Raw genomic sequence first — 18,072 nt, 5'->3', positions numbered from 1 at the left:
TCTCTATATATTTTATTTATGATTATGAACATCAAACAGCTCCGCCACGTGATTGCTATCGCTGAGACTAAAAGCTTTACGCTCGCCGCCCAGCGTCTGCATATCGCGCAACCTGCGCTCAGCATTGCGATCAAAAAGTTTGAAAATCAACTGGGTATGCCGATCTTTATTCGCAATGAAAAGCACATTCAACTGACGCAAGAAGGGCAAGTATTACTCCAGCACGCCTATCGCGTCGTACAACAAATGCAAGATGCGGCCACAGCCATGGATGAGCTGAAAGGATTGCAAAAAGGCGAGGTGCGTATCGGTGTGCCGGGTATGCTGGGATCGTATTTTTTTCCTGAGTTGCTGATGGGATTTCGCCGTCGCTATCCCACGCTAAAGCTCACGGTGGTAGAGGCTGGCACTCACTCTCTGCGGCAAATGCTGCTCGACGGTGAGCTGGATCTCGCCGTGATCAATGATAGAGAGGTGCCCGATTCGTTGGATACCACGCATTTGATCTCCTCGCAGATGGTTGCTGTTGTCGCGACCGATCATCCGCTCGCCACGCATTCTACCCTCGACTATCACACCTTTTTCGCCCATGAGCTAATTATGTTCCGTCCTGGTTACTTCCACCGTGATTATCTCGATCAAGTCTGCGATACCCATGCGATGACCCCCAAACTGTCATTAGAAACCAATTTGCTAGCGATGATTTTGAATATCGTCCGTCATGGATTTGCGATCAGCGCACTGCTCGATATGGTTACTGAACACGAAAGCGGGATTGTCGGGATACCGTTCACACAGCCGATCAAGCTCGATATTTCCATTGCTTGGCGTAAAGAGGGTTACTTATCCCTCGCCGATCGTGCCTTTATCGATTATGTGCAACAACACAACCCGTCCGCCCAGCCTTCTATGACATCCTGAGTCACCTCCCCAGATTTATCCCTATACTCAGTGCAGGATTGTCGCTAAAATCGCTGGCTAATTTATCGCCCGCCCTGGCGCACGATGCGCGTATCGATGGAGCGCACATCCTCATTGCAATGGGCTGACCAAGAGACCATAACGTGACACCGACTGCTATATACGATTACACCCCTTACTGGGCGGCTTGCTTTGGCCCTGCGCCTTTTTTGCCCACCAGCCGTGAAGAGATGGATATCCTAGGTTGGGATAGCTGCGATATCATCATCGTGACCGGTGATGCCTATGTCGATCATCCTAGTTTTGGCATGGCGGTAATTGGCCGCACATTGGAAGCACAAGGGTTTCGTGTTGGCATCATCTCGCAGCCTAACTGGCACAATAAAGATGATTTTATGGCATTAGGCGAACCAAACCTATTCTTTGGTGTAACCGCCGGCAACATGGACTCGATGATCAACCGTTACACCGCAGACCAAAAGCTGCGCCATGATGATGCCTACACGCCTAATAACGAGGGCGGGAAACGCCCTGATCGCGCGGTTTTAGTCTATTCTCAGCGCTGCCGAGAGGCCTATAAGCAGACGCCGATTGTGCTAGGCGGCATAGAAGCCAGCTTGCGCCGTTTAGCACACTACGACTATTGGTCAGACAAAGTCCGTCGCTCAGTATTATGTGACGCCAAAGCTGACATATTACTATTTGGCAACGCCGAGCGCGCCTTAATAGAAGTGGCGCATCGTTTATCTCGCGGTGACACCTTAGCCGCTATGACTCGCATCGCTGGCACCGCAGTGATGATGAAAACACCGCCCGAAGGCATGGCAGAAGTCGATTCCACCCGCATTGATAAACCGGGAAAGAGCATGACTATGCCTAACCCCTACGCAACAGAAACCCAGTGCGAGACCAGCAAAAAAGCAGAGCCAGACGCGGCGAAACCCATTACTATCCGTCCGTCTCGACACGATGCTAAAAACACCTTTGTTCACCTGCCCTCGTTTGAAAAACTCAAAAACGATCGTATTTTGTACGCGCATGCTAGCCGAGTGATGCACTTAGAAGCTAACCCCTATTCTGCGCGCGCCTTGGTGCAGCAACATGGCGATCAACTCCTTTGGATTAATCCCCCTCCGGTGCCCCTCACCACCGAAGAAATGGACTATGTGTTTGGGCTGCCCTATGCACGTGTGCCTCACCCAAAGTACGGCAACGCTAAGATCCCCGCCTACGATATGATTAAAACCTCGGTGAACATTATGCGTGGCTGTTTTGGCGGCTGTTCATTTTGTTCGATTACCGAGCACGAAGGACGGATCATTCAAAACCGCTCACAAGCGTCGATCATTGAAGAGCTCAATGATATCCGCGATAAAGTGCCTGGTTTTACTGGCACCATTTCAGACTTGGGTGGCCCAACCGCTAACATGTATCGACTCGGCTGCGCCGATCCCAAGGCAGAGCGTAACTGTCGTCGCCCCTCGTGTGTATTTCCAAAGATTTGCGACAAGCTCAATACCGATCACCGTCATACCATTGATCTCTATCGCAAAGCACGTCAGGTGGAGGGCATCAAAAAAGTCTTGATTGCCTCGGGAGTGCGGTATGACCTAGCGATTGAGTCGCCAGAATATGTCAAAGAATTGGTGACTCACCATGTCGGTGGTTATTTAAAAATCGCCCCTGAGCATACCGAAAAGAATACGCTGGACTTGATGATGAAGCCCGGCATGGGCGCGTATGATCGCTTCAAAGCACTGTTCGAAAAATACAGTAAAGAAGCGGGCAAAAAGCAGTATTTGATCCCCTACTTCATCGCCGCGCACCCTGGCTGTACGGATGAAGATATGGTGCAGCTTGCCTGCTGGCTAAAAGAGAATGAGTTTGAGTGCGACCAAGTGCAAAACTTTTACCCATCACCCATGTGTAATGCCACCGCCATGTATCACTCGGAAACCAATCCGCTAAAGCGAGCACGTTACAAAAAACGCGAAACACTGACAGTGGCAAAGGGAGAGCGCCAGCGACGCTTACACAAGGCGCTACTGCGTTACCACGATCCCGCCAACTGGCCACTTATCAGAGAAGCTTTAGTACGTATGGGTAAACAGCATTTGATTGGTAACGGACCAAAGTGCCTGATCCCGAGAGAAGATGCCCCCGAAAAACCAGGTCGGCAGCGTCGCTCAGGCCGCCATGGCACCCAACGTTTTGCCACTAAACATCCCAAGCAACCCGATATACGTCGGCCAAATAACAAAAGGCCAGGTAACAAGCAGCGTGGAAAACGCGCATAAGCACCGTCTTTAAAAGGATGAAATAAAAACGCCCGTAGTGATATGCCTCATTACGGGCGTTTCACTACGAGCGTTTCACTACCTGCGTTTCATTCCGAACGTTGCGTGTTTTTAGTATCGTCGGCGTCACGCTATCCGGCTAATGACGCGTGATTAAACACGCTATCACTAACGAAAAAGCTCTACACCAATCACAACCAACGCCAGCACACCGGCGATGGCGCCGACCACCCACGCAATTTTCTTTTGCGTCCCCTCGTCCAAGTACTGGGCCGCCGTAATCCCGAGTAAAACCAGCAAGATGATAACAACCGTTTTAAGCATTTGTTTTACCTTAGCTTTCAGCTCTTTATTTTACTGTATGACAAAGCCACCCAGATGCAAGCTTTATAGTGATACGTTATCGACACGCGCACGATCAATTCGCGTACATGCTAGCCGCAACAAGATTTGCAAAGGGTGTTGCAACTGCGTCTCACTGAACCGCTTTACTTGGYTGCGGCACGAGTAACCGGTTGCGAGCACTCTCTCGCTAGGCAGGTTTGCCAACTGTGGCGACCAACTTAAATCATAGATCGCGGCTGACGTCTCGCGTTTGTCTGCTTCATGGCCATAGGTGCCCGCCATACCACAGCAACCGACAGAAATCGGTTTAAGCTCTGCCCCAAAATGGGCAAATAAAGCCACCCATTGTTGCTCAGCATGAGGTAACTGTGTTTTCTCGGTGCAGTGGCCGAACAGATACCAGGGGTCGGCATCACTGCTCGTCACAACCGGCATATTAGGCATAACACTGGTCAGCCACTCATGGCTCAACATCACATTAAAGTTACCCCGGTGCTTACCTAACGCTTCTTGATACTCATCGCGATAACAAAGCACCAGCGCTGGATCGACGCCCACCATGGGAATATTTAACGCCGCCAGCTGATTCAAAAAGCCAGCGGTGTTACGCGCCGTCTGGGCGAAGCGGCGAAGAAACCCTTTTACATGCTGCGCTTTCCCATTAGGTTTGAACGGCACCAACATGGGCACCTTACCCAACTGCCGCGCCAGTTTGATCAAATCGTGAATCAGAGGCGCTTCATAAAAGCTGGTAAATGGGTCTTGTACGATCAATACATAGTTTTCACGCTCTTGCGCAGATAACGCCTGTAACCAGGATAAATCAAACTTCAGCGCATGATCGCCCGCCAGTGACTGAGCCAGCGTCGGTACCGACAACGCCGGTGTGTCTGTGTAGCCAATCAACTTCGCAGTGAGCCCTTGGGCCCATTGAGGCTGAGTCGCCGCATTCACCAATTTTGGGGCTTTAGCCATCAGTGGTAGCAAGGTTTCAATGTTCGCCACTAAGTGGTCTTTCATCGGGCGCGGATAGCGGCTGTAATAGAGCTGCATAAAGCGCGAGCGAAAACTCGGCACATCCACTTTGATCGGGCACTGACTGGCACAAGCTTTACACGCCAAGCAACCGCTCATGGCTTCCATGACCTCATGGCTAAAATCATCTGCTTCTTTACGGCGAGTAAAATAGCGCCCGAATTTGGCCATCACCTCACGGACTGAGGGTGACTGGGTCATCAATGCCTGTTCAACCGCCAACGGGTCGACACCCTGCTCAGACAGTAAACGCAACCATTCTCGCACAATTCCAGCGCGGCCTTTTGGCGAATGACGGCGGTCATAACTGACTTTCATTGAGGGACACATGGGTGAGGCGGTGTCATAGTTAAAGCACAGCCCATTGCCATTGCATTCCATCGCCCCTTTAAAGCTATCACGCACTTCTACCGGAATTTGACGGTCATAAAAGCCACGCTTGGTGTCATCAACCTTCACCAGTGAATCCTGGCTGTTAATCGGTGTGCAGATCTTTCCTGGGTTCATCCGGTTTTGCGGATCAAATGCCGCTTTGATATGACGAAGCTGGGCAAATAAGGTCTCACCAAAAAACTCGGGGCCGTATTCCGAACGATACCCTTTGCCATGCTCACCCCACATCAAGCCACCATACTTGGCGACCAAGGCGACCACTTGGTCAGAGAGGGTTTTCATCACCCGTTCTTGGTCAGGGTCACACAAATCCAGAGCTGGACGCACATGCAGTACCCCCGCATCGACATGACCGAACATGCCATAGTGCAAATGATGGCTGTCGAGCAATGCGCGGAACTCACTGATAAAATCAGCCAGGTTTTCGGGCGGCACACAGGTATCTTCGGCAAACGCGACAGGTTTGGCTTTGCCTTTCGTGGCGCCAAGCAACCCGACCGCTTTTTTACGCATCGCATAGATTTTGTTGATTGATGCGAGATCCCGACAAATCTGATAACCAATCACACCTTGTTGCTTTTGTGCTATCAGGCTATCCAATTGCTGGCACAATGCCGAAACCTGTTGTTCGATCTCACCAGCATCATTCCCCGCAAACTCCACCATATTAATGCCGTGCATGGTTTTGCCAGGCACGTCTTGCAGCAGATGACTCACCGTATGCCAAACAATGTCGTTTCTTGCGAGATCAAGCACCTTGGCATCAATGGTTTCAACCGATAGCGCGTTCGCCTCAACCATCGTCGGCGCATTACGCAGTGCCGAATCAAAACTGTCGTATTTAATATTTACCAAGGTACGCACGGTCGGGATCGGCGTGATGTTGAGCTTAGCTTCGGCAATAAACGCTAAGGAGCCTTCAGCGCCACATAGCACGCGGCCAATATCAAAGGCAGTGAGTGTGTCATCATAAACATGTTTAAGGTCATAGCCGGTTAAAAAGCGATTCAACGGCGGGAAGGTGTCGGTAATCAGATCACGATGCTCACGACAGACTGAGGACACCGTTTGCAGCGCCCGGCCACTAAGATCATCGCGCGACATCGCGTGCTGAAGCTGATCCGAATTGAGAGGCTGCGTATCGAGGACGCTACCATCCACGAGTACCGCTTTTAAACCCAGCACATGATCGGAGGTCTTGCCGTAACGTAGCGAGCCTTGGCCCGAGGCATCGGTGTTGATCATCCCGCCAATGGTGGCGCGATTACTGGTTGATAAGTCAGGTGAGAAAAAGTATCCATACGGGCGCAATACATCATTGAGCTGATCTTTAATAACGCCTGCTTGAACGCGCACCCAGCCTTGCTCAGGGTTCACTTCCAGCACCTGGTTCATATGACGAGACACGTCCACCACCACATGCTTGGTCAACGACTGACCGTTGGTGCCGGTACCGCCCCCACGAGGAGAAAACTTAATCTCACTAAATGCTGGGGCTTGGACGGTCTGACCAATAAGCTGAAGATCATCAACCGAGGCGGGGAAGAGAACGGCTTGCGGTAAGGCTTGATAAACACTGTTATCAGTGGCCACCGCAAGGCGGCTCGCATAGGTCGATTCAATATCGCCTTGAAAACCTGCTGTTTGTAAAGCAGTGATTAAATCAACGACGGCGGACGACAGGCCCGCCTCTGGATGGATTGCCGGTATCATTGCTGTTCCTGTGCGCTATCTCACCATGCCTGGTGCAATTTTTGTTGTGCTGTCACTTTACCTTAACTCTTGGCACAGCCAAAGCGATCACCTAGCAAATCCTTGTCACCACTCGCGCCAACCCAACCGCTTACCCGACCATTTAGCAAGCTCTGGGCTGGCAATCAGTACCCAAGGGCCCAAACTCCATGCCGCCATTGACACGACAATAAGCACAATCCAGCTTAACCCTGTCAGCTGTGCCACTCCCCAAGCTGCGCCAACAATGGCGGCGATACCGAAAAAGATCCACGCCAGCGTTAACAGTTTGCCATTGAGCCGGCTGGCCGGTTTATGACTAGGAAAGAGCTTATGCCAAACCTGACCGGTATAAACACCCGCCGCCAACGCTGACAGATAAACCATATTGGGGATCTTTAATGCCAGTGCCAGCAACGCCATGATGAGACACGCTAAGAACCAGATTCTGCCGGTGGTCAGCACGGGTCGTTCATTCCCCACCGTTACCGCATCCAGCTTGATAGTCGCCCAGGCAACACTGCTCCCGACCAGAGCCCCGATCACCACATCACTGGCAAAATGCACGCCGAGATACATGCGGTTCAGTCCCATAAGCACTATCACCACCAGCGTCATCGCCAGCGCACCAAAAGCAGGCGGGTGTGTGACTCGGCGTTTTAGATACCAAGCGGTCATCACAGCGGCCGCGAGTAAAGTGTGGCCGCTAGGTACCGTAAAGCCGCTTGCTTGGCCTATTTGCAAGTCAGGCCATAGGTAAAACGGCCGTGGCATGGCAAAGCCACTTTTTAGGGTGGTAGACACAGCCGCTGCGCTGATTAGCAAAAAAAGCAGCGACAGTGCCGATTTATGGCCGCGAAAAACAAGAAACAACGGCACCAGGGCAATATAAAAGGCGATCTCTCCTAACGTATTGACCAGTTTGAATACGGCGGTGACGGTTGCATTCCCGGCGTCACCCAGTTGTTGTACGGTGTTTTGTACGCCTGAGACCAATCCATATTGACTGACATAAAACACAGGTGCCAAGGCACTAAAGTCGGCCAAGGCACTGACATCACTGCTCGGGGTTTTCGCCGCTAGCGACCACAAGTGATCGCGACGATCATTAAACCGATAGCGATAGTCTTGCGCATGGGCGCGCGGTACCAGCCGTGCTTGCTCAATTTCAGAGGCAAAATGGGGGGCGCGCCACGCCGGCAAAAGCCCCACCCCCTCAGCGGTGGAGACAACAGGCAACGGCGCCTGGCTTTGGCAGGCAAACAAGACGCCGCGCGCATCCTGATGATACACATCACCGACCGTTACCCGAATCGCTGTTTCTTCGAACACTTCACGGGCGAGCGCTCTGCTCGGTGATTCGGCCAAGTTAACCCGGCCACCAGGCAAACCATACCGTCCGGTCACTGTGTCTTTGACTAGCAAGAGCCGTCCTGCTGGATCACTAATAATGCATGCGACCCCGGCTATCCCTTGCTCGGTGGAGAACGTCATTTCATTGTCAGCCAAGGCATCGCTCGACACTAACCCGCTAAAGACTGACAATAGTACAGCGATAATCCGTTTCATGCGGCGGCTCCTGAATGCACGTGTCCTGATGAAAGAAAAGGAAAAGAATGACACAGCCCGATCCTCTTAGCCCCTATTATTACCATCATAACTTTCAAAACTTGATGGATTTAGTCTGCGAACGTGACTGGGATCTGCTCACAAGCAACGAGCGCCATTGGCTAACGACCTTTCAACAGCTTAGCTTCAAAGCACAGTGCCTGCTGGTGCGTTTACTGATGCGCCGTCACGACTGGTTTTTAGCCGATTCGCTACATTACCATGAGCTGGGTGAGACACCGCCGTTACTCGACACCTTGGCTGAGCATCAGTTTATTCGCTTTACCTATACAGCCCCGTCAGAGGTGTTATTTAAATTACTCACTAAAGCACAACTGATTGAAGCCTTTCCAGATACAGAACTCCCTAAGAGTGCGTCTAAAAGCCAGTGGCAGCAGGCGATAGAAGCGACCTATGGAAACACACTCGACAGCCCTTATACGTTGGTAGTTTGTCACCAGCCAAACATCTTACCGGTATTAAGCCTGCTGTATTTTGGCAATTCGCGCCAGGATTTGAGCCAGTTTGTGGTGGCGGAGCTGGGTATCCAACACTTTGAGCCCTATCCCATTCGGCAAGCCGATCGCTTATTTAACGACCGAAGTCAGATTGATGATTGGCTTCACTTATCCGGATTAAACGAAACCGCATGGCAAGCACGCAAAAACAAGCAACCTGAAGACGTCTTGGCGTTAGCCCCCTGGTTGCCAGCCCCTTTTGACTGGGCACCGCTCGAGCGCAAGCGGCAGCGCTTGGTGAATCGTATTGCCCGCGAATTTGAGCGTCAGCATGATTTATCGAGCGCCTTGTCGCTGTATCAAACCACCACTCAGCCACCCAGCCAAGAACGACGCGCACGTATCTTGATAAAGCAAGGTAATATTAAAGCGGCTGCAACCATCATCGCCACCATGCTCCAAGCCCCACACGATGAGGAAGAGCTTGACGTCGCTTATCGCTTAGCGAAACAAAAACCGGTTCGTGCACTCGGCAGCTTAGTTCCCTCAACGCATGCTAAACCGGCTTCATTACCCACCGAAACGTTAGCTTTACCGCTGAATCAGCGCGTAGAAAAGGAGGTGGCCGATTATTATCGTCAGCAAGGCTGGCAGGTATGGTTTAGCGAAAACAGCTTGCTTAACGCACTGTTTGGGCTGTTTTTTTGGGATATCTTATTTTTGCCTGTCCGCGGTGCCTTTCTCAACCCGTTTCAACGTGGGCCGCGTGATCTTTATAGCGACGACTTTGTCGCTAAACGACAGACACAAATTGATCAGCGCCTCGCTGAGATTGACCAAGCACGTGAATGGGTGGCGCAACACTATCAGCAAAAGCACGGCACCACTAACGAGTGGGTCAATTGGTCGGCCATAGAGTGGCCACTGCTTGAGGCTGCGTTGACCAACCTAAACCAAGCACAGCTTCGCGCCTGTTTTCAACGCATCTTGTTCGACCGCCGCCATAACCGCCGCGGCCATCCAGACTTGTTCATGTGCCGAGGCACGTCATACCAATGGGTGGAAGTGAAGGGGCCAGGCGATACACTGCAGCCCCACCAAACACGCTGGCTACAGTTTTTTCAACAGCATGCGATCCCAGCGAAGGTGGCGTATATCACGCCGGATGAGTGATGCTCCCAGGGGCACCCTACATGGGATAGGCCTATCACTGGCTCTCATCCTCTGACGCGACATGCCTCAAGCCCCTAACGTGACCTTGTCATTCACTCGCTTCAGCATTGGGGTTAAAAACGTAATGAGAGCCATCGTAAACCAGCCGTTTGATCAACGCCTCGCAGTGTTTGAGACCGCTGCGGTCAAACGACACGCCATAGCGCTGCATGCCCCATTTTTGTTGCCGGTTCTCTATTTGACCACTTAAGATAAAACACTCGTCACTGTCTGGTGCTTGGATTTGAATCGCCATTTGGTGGTGTTTTTCAAACACGGGCGCAATAGCATCAAAACTAAACCCACAGCCGCCTGCAGAAATATCGGTAAGGTTGACGGGCAAACGACGATGATCGAGCGGGATTTCCCCTTTGACGTTTAACTCATAACGATTGTCTTTGCGCTGTTGTATCAGCTTGGCTTGTTGCGGTAACTCGACCATGACCAAATTGATTGGCGTTTTGAGCACGGTTGAGATCTTAGACGCAAACTGCACTTTGGCCCCCTCACCTTCGTCAGAGACGGCATCGACTGCCAGGCGATATCCCTCAATAAAAAATTGATTAACTTGATTAAGGTTTTCCGTCGGTAACGAAAAGAACAAGCGCTTTTCACCATCAAAACCGATAAAGGTACATTCACACCGGTACGTTTGTCCCACTGGTGTCTTTATTTGCACTTGCGTCGTGGTGCCATGCTTCATAAATGCCACAGCACGTAACCCCATGACGGTCTCTTCTCTCACCGTTTTGTATTTTTTGGCCTTTAGTTCAGGCAAAGACTGCATCATCGTTCGCTTTTATTGTTATGGATAACTACGGGCACCGGCGTCTTAACTCAGTTCCCAAGGCGCGTTTACATCAACATAAACATCACAAATTGCACCAGCGGTACAGCGGTGCCATTAGAGGTGACGACTTGGTTTCCCTCGATTTTGGCAGTCAGCACGGTATTTTTATCGGTTTGTGTGACAAAGCCCGCTTTGGTCAGATCTTGTATTTTTGCTTGCCATGGTGACTGTGTCAGCACCCCGTTGGGTACCGAGATATCCAGCTCACCACTCACCTGATTCACCAGTTGCTGCAAATTGAACACGCCGGTTGACTCACTCTCTTTCACATCGACGTGCATGTCGACACTGATATCCCCTTCTGGCACGGTTAAGTTGGCAGGCGACAAGTCGATCGATAACCCCGACTGCAACAATTGCACCAAAGCTTGGTCAAAGGCCTCCATACTCACTGGCGCGCCACCTTCTTGCCACTGCGACGAGAGTAACGCGATTTGGGACATGGCACTGTAATCAAGATGATTGGCATCGAGTGCCACCACCAAGTTCCGCCAATGCGTGTTGTTCGGTAACGCCATCGTCCCTACTGTCAATTGGTTGGTATTGTTTAGATGACGGGTTGACGCTGACTCAGACGCAACCAACTGATTCCCTATCTCAAGCTCTACGTTATCCAGCGTTAAGGATTGACCACTGACATCACTGAAGTGCGCTTGCTCGAGCGATAAAGATTGTTCACCAATCCACAGACCATCTTGCAAATAGCCACTTCCTGACCCCGACACGCTATCCACTTTGAGTTGCTGCCCACTATCGTCATTGAAGGCCAGTGCGGGTAAAGAAAAGTTGGCTTTAACATGCCCTTTGCGGTCAATCTCACCTTGTAGACTTAGCTCACTCGCGGTCAGATTGCTGCTCGCCTCTGATAACGAGAAAGGCGCGACGGTAAGGTGATAATCGGATGCCCCTGTCATCAAGGTATCTAGCTCTAAACGAATTGGGGTTGGGTTACCGGGCCACGCTTTTTGTGTGATCGCTTGTAGCTCAGGCGTCATCACTAACGTGTTGCTTGACGACACACCAAATACACCGTGCGAGATCTCTGAGGCGATTTCGTAGCTAACGGGTAAGCCCGACTGCGCAAGCATCGCTTTGGTTTCACCCTGAAATACGACACGCGTGACCGCCTGCGAGGTTAAATACCCGCGCTCATACGTCTGCTGCTCGAGGTTAAATTCTGGGGTTGAACGCTGGTCGACTTCTCGCTCATACATCGAGTGTGCAATCTGGCCAGTCGCAAACGGCCAACACGCCACAATCGCTAGGCCACCAGCGATGGCACCATACTTTCCTAAAAACATGTTTTCTTTGCCTCAAGCATGCGAAAAGCCATAGTGTAACTAAAATTAGGCGCTGAAGATAACGCCCTGTCATAGCGCAGCATAATATACCGAGGGTATCGTCATGAATGTCGACCATTTCGCATCATTGTGATGGATAAATGCATACAATAAACGCATCGTCGTGGTAAATCAGCAGAGTCTATGAATCCTTTCGTTATATTGTGCATTGACCAAGACCCTCTCGTGGTAGAGCAGTTGTCTCACGACCTCGCGCCGTTTCGTGATGTGTTTGATCTTTGCAGTGCAGAGACCCCAGACGACGCCTATACCATGCTCGACGACTTTGAGGCTAACGAGCAACAGGTAGCATTACTGATCTGCCATAACCTTGCTGGCGATCACCAAGGCATCGATTTATTGGTCAATGTCGACAATCACGCGGCGAGCCAAGGCGCACGAACTGTTTTGCTCAGTGAAGCACCGCAATACGATATTATTTTGCAGGCGGTGAATGAGGGCCGACTCAATTATTGTATGCACAAGCCTTGGCGAGCCGAGGAGATGCAGCGTGTCGCCGAAAAAGAACTGACTACCTACGTGTTGCGCTATTGCCAACATGATTTACTGCGCTACGCTGAAGTGTTAGATCACCGCACCTTGTTAGATGCCCAAGTTGAGCGCGAGATAAGCCAGTTTCAAGCGCAATTGTTAGCGCCAGGCGAGACCGACAAAGCGGCCATTGCTGATCGCGTGATCGCCGGTTTATATGCGTTTTTTGAAGGCAACGATGAAAGCCGTGCGTGCCGCACCTACAGTGCCAACCATGTGTTGACCAAAGAAAATCAAGATAATGCATTTTTGTGGTTTATCACCGATGGTGACGTTGGGCTGTATAAAACAGATGACGAAGGGCAAGAGCACCATGTTTCCACCCTGTCTTCCGGCAGCTTGATTGGCAGTATGTCGTTTGTGACCGGAGACGTTTCTTTCTCTACGGGGCGCACTCTCACTCGGACGCAGGTGATCAAAATCGATCATGTATTATTTAGTAAAATAATGACCAGCCGCTCTGAGCTGCTGCCCTTGTTTATTCAATACCTGTTGCTGCACTTTAACCAACGCTTAAAGCGCAGTATCGATACCGAAATCCAGCTGCAGCAAACGCTCGCCTCACTGGACGAGGCCAACCGCCAGTTATTAGAAAAAGAAAAGATGGCACTACTGGGGCAACTCGTGGCGGGCGTCGCTCACGAACTCAATAACCCAGTGTCAGCGATTTTACGCAACAGTGATGCACTCGCAGACGCTCTAGAGGAAGTGGCAAAAACGCCGTTGGCCTCAGCCAGCCGCGAGCAAGCCCTGTCGCTTTTACAAACAAACCGCGAGAGTACCCCTTTATCAACGGCGACGGCGCGAACCTATACCCGTACCTTAAGCGACGTCACCGGGGATAAACGTATCGCGCGGGATTTAGTCAACATCGGACTATATCAACCTGAAGATATCCAAGCCTGGCAACAACATCTGGGTAAGGACTTTAGTCGCGAACTCACTACCTGGAAGCAATACGCCCGCTGTGGGCGGTTATTACGCTCTAATCATGTGTGCGCGGCGCGTATTGCCGATCTCGTCAAAAGCTTACGCACCTACGCCCGTCAAGACAATGAACAGCGCCAACGCACCCGTATTATTGAGAACATTGACGATACCCTCACCTTATTTGAGCATCGACTCAAGCCTCACCAATTGGAAAAGCGCTATGACTGGGTGCCCGATATTATCGCTCAGCCTTCTGCCTTGGCGCAGGTGTGGACAAACCTCATTGCCAATGCCTTAGATGCGATGCAAACACCAGGCACCTTGACCGTGACAGTAAAAACACTCAATGACCAAGCCTCTGGCACGATAGAAGTGTCGATCAGTGATACCGGCACCGGTATGACGCCTGAGCAGCAAGAAAAAATGTTTGCGTTAAATTACACCACCAAACGCGAAGGCCACTTTGGTTTAGGCATTGGCCTGACCATGTGTCAAACCATTATCCATGAGCAAGGCGGGGATATTCAGGTTCGCTCCCAGCCAGGTATCGGTACCACAATGACCGTCACTTTACCCATTGAACTTCCCGCCTCTGTCAGTAAGGAGCCCCAACAATGAGCCAATATTTAGTTCTATGTGTCGATGATGAGCGTGACGTGCTCGATAGCGTGGTAGATGACTTGCAAGGGTTTACCGACCACTTTGAGATAGAAGCGGCAGAATCAGTCGCAGAAGCGCGAGAAGTGATTGCGGACATGGCCACCGAAGGCACCAAGCTGGCACTGATTCTGTGTGACCATATTATGCCCGGCGAGCTAGGCGTAGAGTTTTTGATTGAGTTAGCCCATCAGCCAGAAACCGCATCGACGCGCAAAGTGTTACTGACCGGCCAAGCAGGGTTGGAAGACACAGTCTCTGCGGTTAATCATGCCAGTTTGCACTATTACCTCGCTAAACCTTGGCAAAAAGAGACCTTAGTCAGTGTGGTGACCGACCAGCTCACCAGCTATGTCATCGCGCACGAAGCCAATTTATTGCCATGGACCAGCGTACTGGACACGCCTCGGATTGTAGAGGCCATCAACCGCAACAAATGGGATATGGGCGCAGAGTAGTCGCCAAGTCAGCTCGTACCACCCGGTAGGTCAAAAATCGGTAAAAAAGCCTGACTCACGGGCGGATGTGCTTGTTTCTGCGCGCAATCGTCTTATAGAATGATTTGAACACCAATAACAAGTGGAATTGATAATGCGTAAATCTCTTTTAGCCAGCGCGATTGTCGCTTTGGCTTCGTTCAGCGCCGTGGCCAATGAAGAAGACGCCAACCTCACCACCATGAGTAACTTCAGTTACGACTATCTGGAAGGACGCATCGGTGTTAGCCCACTCACCTATGGTGCAGGATTTAGCATGTCGATCCATCCCAACGCGCACGTACGCGTAGAAGCGGATACCGAATTTGACTCCGATTGGGACACGGCAGCTGGGATTGGCTTTCATGCGCCCATTAACAACTGGGCAGACTTAACCGGTGAGCTACTCGCGCGTGGCGTGAACAAAGATAACTTTGACAGCGATGTAGGCTTGGAAATTAACCTAGGCATACGCCAGTGGCTTGGGCCACAAGTTGAAGTAGGCGGTGAAATCGGCCTACTTACCGTTGATGACGAAGAAGATACCTTTGGCTCTGCCTACGGGCGCTTCCATGCCACTGAACTCTTCTCACTGGGGGCAGCCTACCGGGTTAACGAGTGGTACGGTGACCAATTTATGTTTACTACGCGCTTTAAATACTGATAACGCCACTCGGTAGTGCATTACCATCAAGAAATAGTGCATTGCCTTCAAGCAATAGCGCATTGCCGCCAGACAGTGACAGTCAGATCAAAAAAACCCGCATCGCTGCGGGTTTTTTATTGCTATCGTTGTCCGCTCGCGATTAACGGATCAATAACATGGGTACTGTCGACTCGACCAGCAATTTAGTGGTATTGCTCCCCACAAAGAACTGACGTAATTTTGAGTGACCGTAGGCTCCCATCACGATCAATCCAACTTGATTGGACGCTTGGTAATCTAAAATCGCACGATGAACGTCGCCAGTTAGCTGAGCCTCAACCACATCGACGCCCGCTGTTTTCAAGCGCTCGGCTGCGCGTTTAAACGCTGCCAGCTTTTCTTGCGAATCTTCTACCATCACCAAGTGACAAGTCATTCCTGCCAACAGCGGTGTGCTCAATGCTTTTTCCACTAGCTTTTCGCTGATATCGCTGCCATCGAACGCTAATAAGTAGCTTTCAGGTGTTGAAAACTCGCCGTTAGCCACCAAGGTATGCGCTTTAATCGAGCGCACCACGCTTTCAAGCTGTGAGCCGATTGCCTTGGTATCGCTTTGGTGCAACTCACCGGATTTACCCAAGACCAACACTCGCGTCTGTGGCTCGATATCAAGCAGGGTTTCCACCAAGTTGCCATGACGCTGCAATTTGCGCACGTCTTCCAGCCCTTTGGCTTTAGCGTCTTCTTCCAGCTCAGACAGCAAGGCTTTGCCGTGCTTCATTTCCAGCTTGGCACGCTGCTCATCCAGCTCCACCAGCTCTTGTAGCAGTTGTTCACGGCTGCCCACGCCCAAGTTGCCTGATAGTTCAGGCTCCGCTTGGTGTGAGGATTTATCCAGCACATGCAAAAGTGTCAAAGGCACAGACAAGCGCTTGGCGGCCCAAACGCTTAAATCTGCGACTTGCTTTGAATAATGCGGGCCATCTACGCACGCGGTAATTTGTTCCATGGTCGGTCTCCTTAGTGGCCACCCATCATTTTTTCTACTTCTTCGGGCTTATCGTGCACGCCGAACTTGTCGACGATGGTCGCAGTCGCATCATTCATGCCGACGATATTCACCTCGGTACCCTCACGGCGGAATTTAATAACCACCTTATCAAGGACAGACACGGAGGTAATATCCCAAAAGTGCGCTGCCGAGAGATCGATGGTGACACGCTCCAACGCTTCTTTGAAGTCAAACGACGACAAAAATTGATCTGACGAGGCAAAAAAGACTTGACCCACAACACGATAGGTACGTGCATCGCCGTTGTCCTCCGGCTCGCTTTTCACCACCATAAAGCGACCAATCTTATTGGCAAAGAACAAGGCCGCAAGTAACACCCCAACTAGCACGCCGATCGCAAGGTTGTGGGTAAGCACCACGACCACCACGGTCGAGACCATGACGATATTGGTTGATAGTGGGTGTGACTTCAGGTTAACGATCGACTCCCAAGAGAAGGTACCGATAGACACCATGATCATTACCGCCACCAGTGCGGCCATCGGGATTTGGCTGAGCCAGTCGCTTAAGAACACCACCATAATCAGCAGTAGCACACCGGCGGACAAGGTAGAAAGACGACCACGTCCACCGGATTTAATGTTAATGACCGACTGACCAATCATCGCACAACCGGCCATACCGCCCAAGAAACCAGTGGCGATATTGGCAACACCTTGACCTTTACACTCACGGTTTTTCTCACTGTCTGTGTCGGTCAGGTCGTCAACGATGGTGGCAGTCATCATTGACTCCAACAAGCCCACCACAGCCAATGCCGCTGAGTATGGGAAGATAATCGCCAAGGTTTCAACGTTTAGCGGCACATCCGGCCATAGGAAAACCGGCAAGGTATCAGGCAAATCACCCATGTCACCCACAGTACGCAAGTCCAGGTTATACGCCATGGCAATACCGGTCAGAATGAGAATGCACATCAACGGAGAAGGAAGGACTTTGCCAATACGCGGAACGTAAGGGAAAAGATAAATAATCGCTAAGCCTGCAGCCGTCATCGGATACACATGCCACATGATTTCGGTCTCGCGGATGATTTCCGGACCAATAAGCTCTGGCAACTGCGCCATAAAGATCAGGATCGCGAGCGCGTTGACAAACCCGGTTACCACTGAGCGAGAAACAAAACGCATCAGGTTACCGAGTTTTAAATAACCGGCCGCAATTTGAAGTATCCCGGTTAGCACAGTCGCCGCCAATAGGTACTCAAGCCCATGCTCTTTTACCAAGGTCACCATCAACAGTGCCATCGCACCGGTTGCGGCGGAAATCATGCCCGGGCGTCCGCCCACAAAGGCAATAATCACGGCGATACTAAAGGAGGCATAAAGGCCGACTTTCGGATCCACACCGGCAATAATCGAGAAGGCAATCGCTTCTGGGATCAAAGCCAATGCTACAACGATACCCGCAAGCATATCGCCGCGTACATTGGAGAACCAATCACGCTGAATTCTATCTATCATGAACGTCTCTACAAAATTGGGTTAAAAAAGGTGTCGCGCATTTCAGGCCTGATTTCACCTGAAAATCAAAACGCGTGATCCTAGTC

13 protein-coding genes are annotated in these 18,072 nt (G+C 51.1%); 6 read left to right on the top strand and 7 right to left on the bottom strand.

All coding sequences use genetic code 11. The annotated features are described in order from the left end of the window. The first annotated feature begins 24 nt into the window (after window positions 1-24). Both BZG13_RS14175 and BZG13_RS14170 read left to right on the top strand, forming a co-directional pair. Window positions 25-921, top strand: coding sequence for a LysR family transcriptional regulator (locus tag BZG13_RS14175; RefSeq protein WP_077487087.1), 897 nt, complete (start codon window positions 25-27; stop codon window positions 919-921). 143 nt (window positions 922-1,064) lie between these two features. Next, entirely contained in the window at window positions 1,065-3,218 is a 2,154-nt protein-coding gene (locus tag BZG13_RS14170) for a YgiQ family radical SAM protein (protein ID WP_077487086.1), read from the top strand. A gap of 168 nt (window positions 3,219-3,386) precedes the next feature. Here the strand turns inward: BZG13_RS14170 and BZG13_RS15330 are convergent, their stop codons facing one another. From BZG13_RS15330 to BZG13_RS14160, 3 genes are all read right to left on the bottom strand, one after another. Further along, the gene (locus BZG13_RS15330) at window positions 3,387-3,542 is read right to left on the bottom strand and encodes a hypothetical protein (protein WP_155522579.1); all 156 of its coding nucleotides are present in this window, start codon (window positions 3,540-3,542) and stop codon (window positions 3,387-3,389) included. Between the two features lie 63 nt (window positions 3,543-3,605). Continuing rightward, window positions 3,606-6,704, bottom strand: a complete 3,099-nt coding sequence (gene ydiJ, locus BZG13_RS14165; RefSeq protein WP_077487085.1) for a D-2-hydroxyglutarate dehydrogenase YdiJ — start codon at window positions 6,702-6,704, stop codon at window positions 3,606-3,608. A 105-nt stretch (window positions 6,705-6,809) separates the two neighbouring features. Beyond that, window positions 6,810-8,291: a bifunctional NUDIX hydrolase/phosphatase PAP2 family protein gene (locus BZG13_RS14160; protein ID WP_077487084.1), complete on the bottom strand. Its 1,482-nt coding sequence runs from the start codon at window positions 8,289-8,291 to the stop codon at window positions 6,810-6,812. Between the two features lie 47 nt (window positions 8,292-8,338). On the opposite strand from BZG13_RS14160, the gene BZG13_RS14155 reads away from it, so the two are divergent. Next, entirely contained in the window at window positions 8,339-9,961 is a 1,623-nt protein-coding gene (locus BZG13_RS14155) for a VRR-NUC domain-containing protein (RefSeq protein WP_077487083.1), read from the top strand. Window positions 9,962-10,049: 88 nt separating this feature from the next. On the opposite strand, the gene BZG13_RS14150 is transcribed toward BZG13_RS14155, so the two are convergent. After that, window positions 10,050-10,790, bottom strand: a complete 741-nt coding sequence (locus BZG13_RS14150; RefSeq protein ID WP_077487082.1) for a flagellar brake protein — start codon at window positions 10,788-10,790, stop codon at window positions 10,050-10,052. Between the two features lie 65 nt (window positions 10,791-10,855). After that, window positions 10,856-12,151: a DUF945 family protein gene (locus BZG13_RS14145; RefSeq protein ID WP_077487081.1), complete on the bottom strand. Its 1,296-nt coding sequence runs from the start codon at window positions 12,149-12,151 to the stop codon at window positions 10,856-10,858. Window positions 12,152-12,334: 183 nt separating this feature from the next. Between BZG13_RS14145 and BZG13_RS14140 the strand changes: the two genes are divergently transcribed. The 3 genes from BZG13_RS14140 to BZG13_RS14130 all read left to right on the top strand — a co-directional run bounded on the left by BZG13_RS14140 (window position 12,335) and on the right by BZG13_RS14130 (window position 15,469). Next, window positions 12,335-14,290 carry an ATP-binding protein gene (locus tag BZG13_RS14140; protein ID WP_077487080.1) on the top strand — a complete coding sequence of 652 codons (1,956 nt, stop codon included), beginning with the start codon at window positions 12,335-12,337 and terminating at the stop codon, window positions 14,288-14,290. Continuing rightward, window positions 14,287-14,787, top strand: coding sequence for a response regulator (locus BZG13_RS14135; RefSeq protein WP_077487079.1), 501 nt, complete (start codon window positions 14,287-14,289; stop codon window positions 14,785-14,787). The genes BZG13_RS14140 and BZG13_RS14135 overlap by 4 nt, the downstream gene beginning before the upstream one ends. Window positions 14,788-14,920: 133 nt before the next feature. Continuing rightward, window positions 14,921-15,469: a hypothetical protein gene (locus BZG13_RS14130; protein WP_077487078.1), complete on the top strand. Its 549-nt coding sequence runs from the start codon at window positions 14,921-14,923 to the stop codon at window positions 15,467-15,469. 142 nt (window positions 15,470-15,611) lie between these two features. On the opposite strand, the gene BZG13_RS14125 is transcribed toward BZG13_RS14130, so the two are convergent. Both BZG13_RS14125 and BZG13_RS14120 read right to left on the bottom strand, forming a co-directional pair. After that, window positions 15,612-16,460, bottom strand: coding sequence for a universal stress protein (locus tag BZG13_RS14125; RefSeq protein WP_077487077.1), 849 nt, complete (start codon window positions 16,458-16,460; stop codon window positions 15,612-15,614). Window positions 16,461-16,471: 11 nt separating this feature from the next. After that, entirely contained in the window at window positions 16,472-17,986 is a 1,515-nt protein-coding gene (locus tag BZG13_RS14120; RefSeq protein WP_077487076.1) for a SulP family inorganic anion transporter, read from the bottom strand. Between the last annotated feature and the right edge of the window lie 86 nt (window positions 17,987-18,072).

Source organism: Salinivibrio sp. ML323, from assembly GCF_001995745.1.
In the GTDB taxonomy this organism is placed as follows: domain Bacteria; phylum Pseudomonadota; class Gammaproteobacteria; order Enterobacterales; family Vibrionaceae; genus Salinivibrio; species Salinivibrio kushneri.
This window is presented reverse-complemented; position numbering and strand designations above follow the sequence as displayed.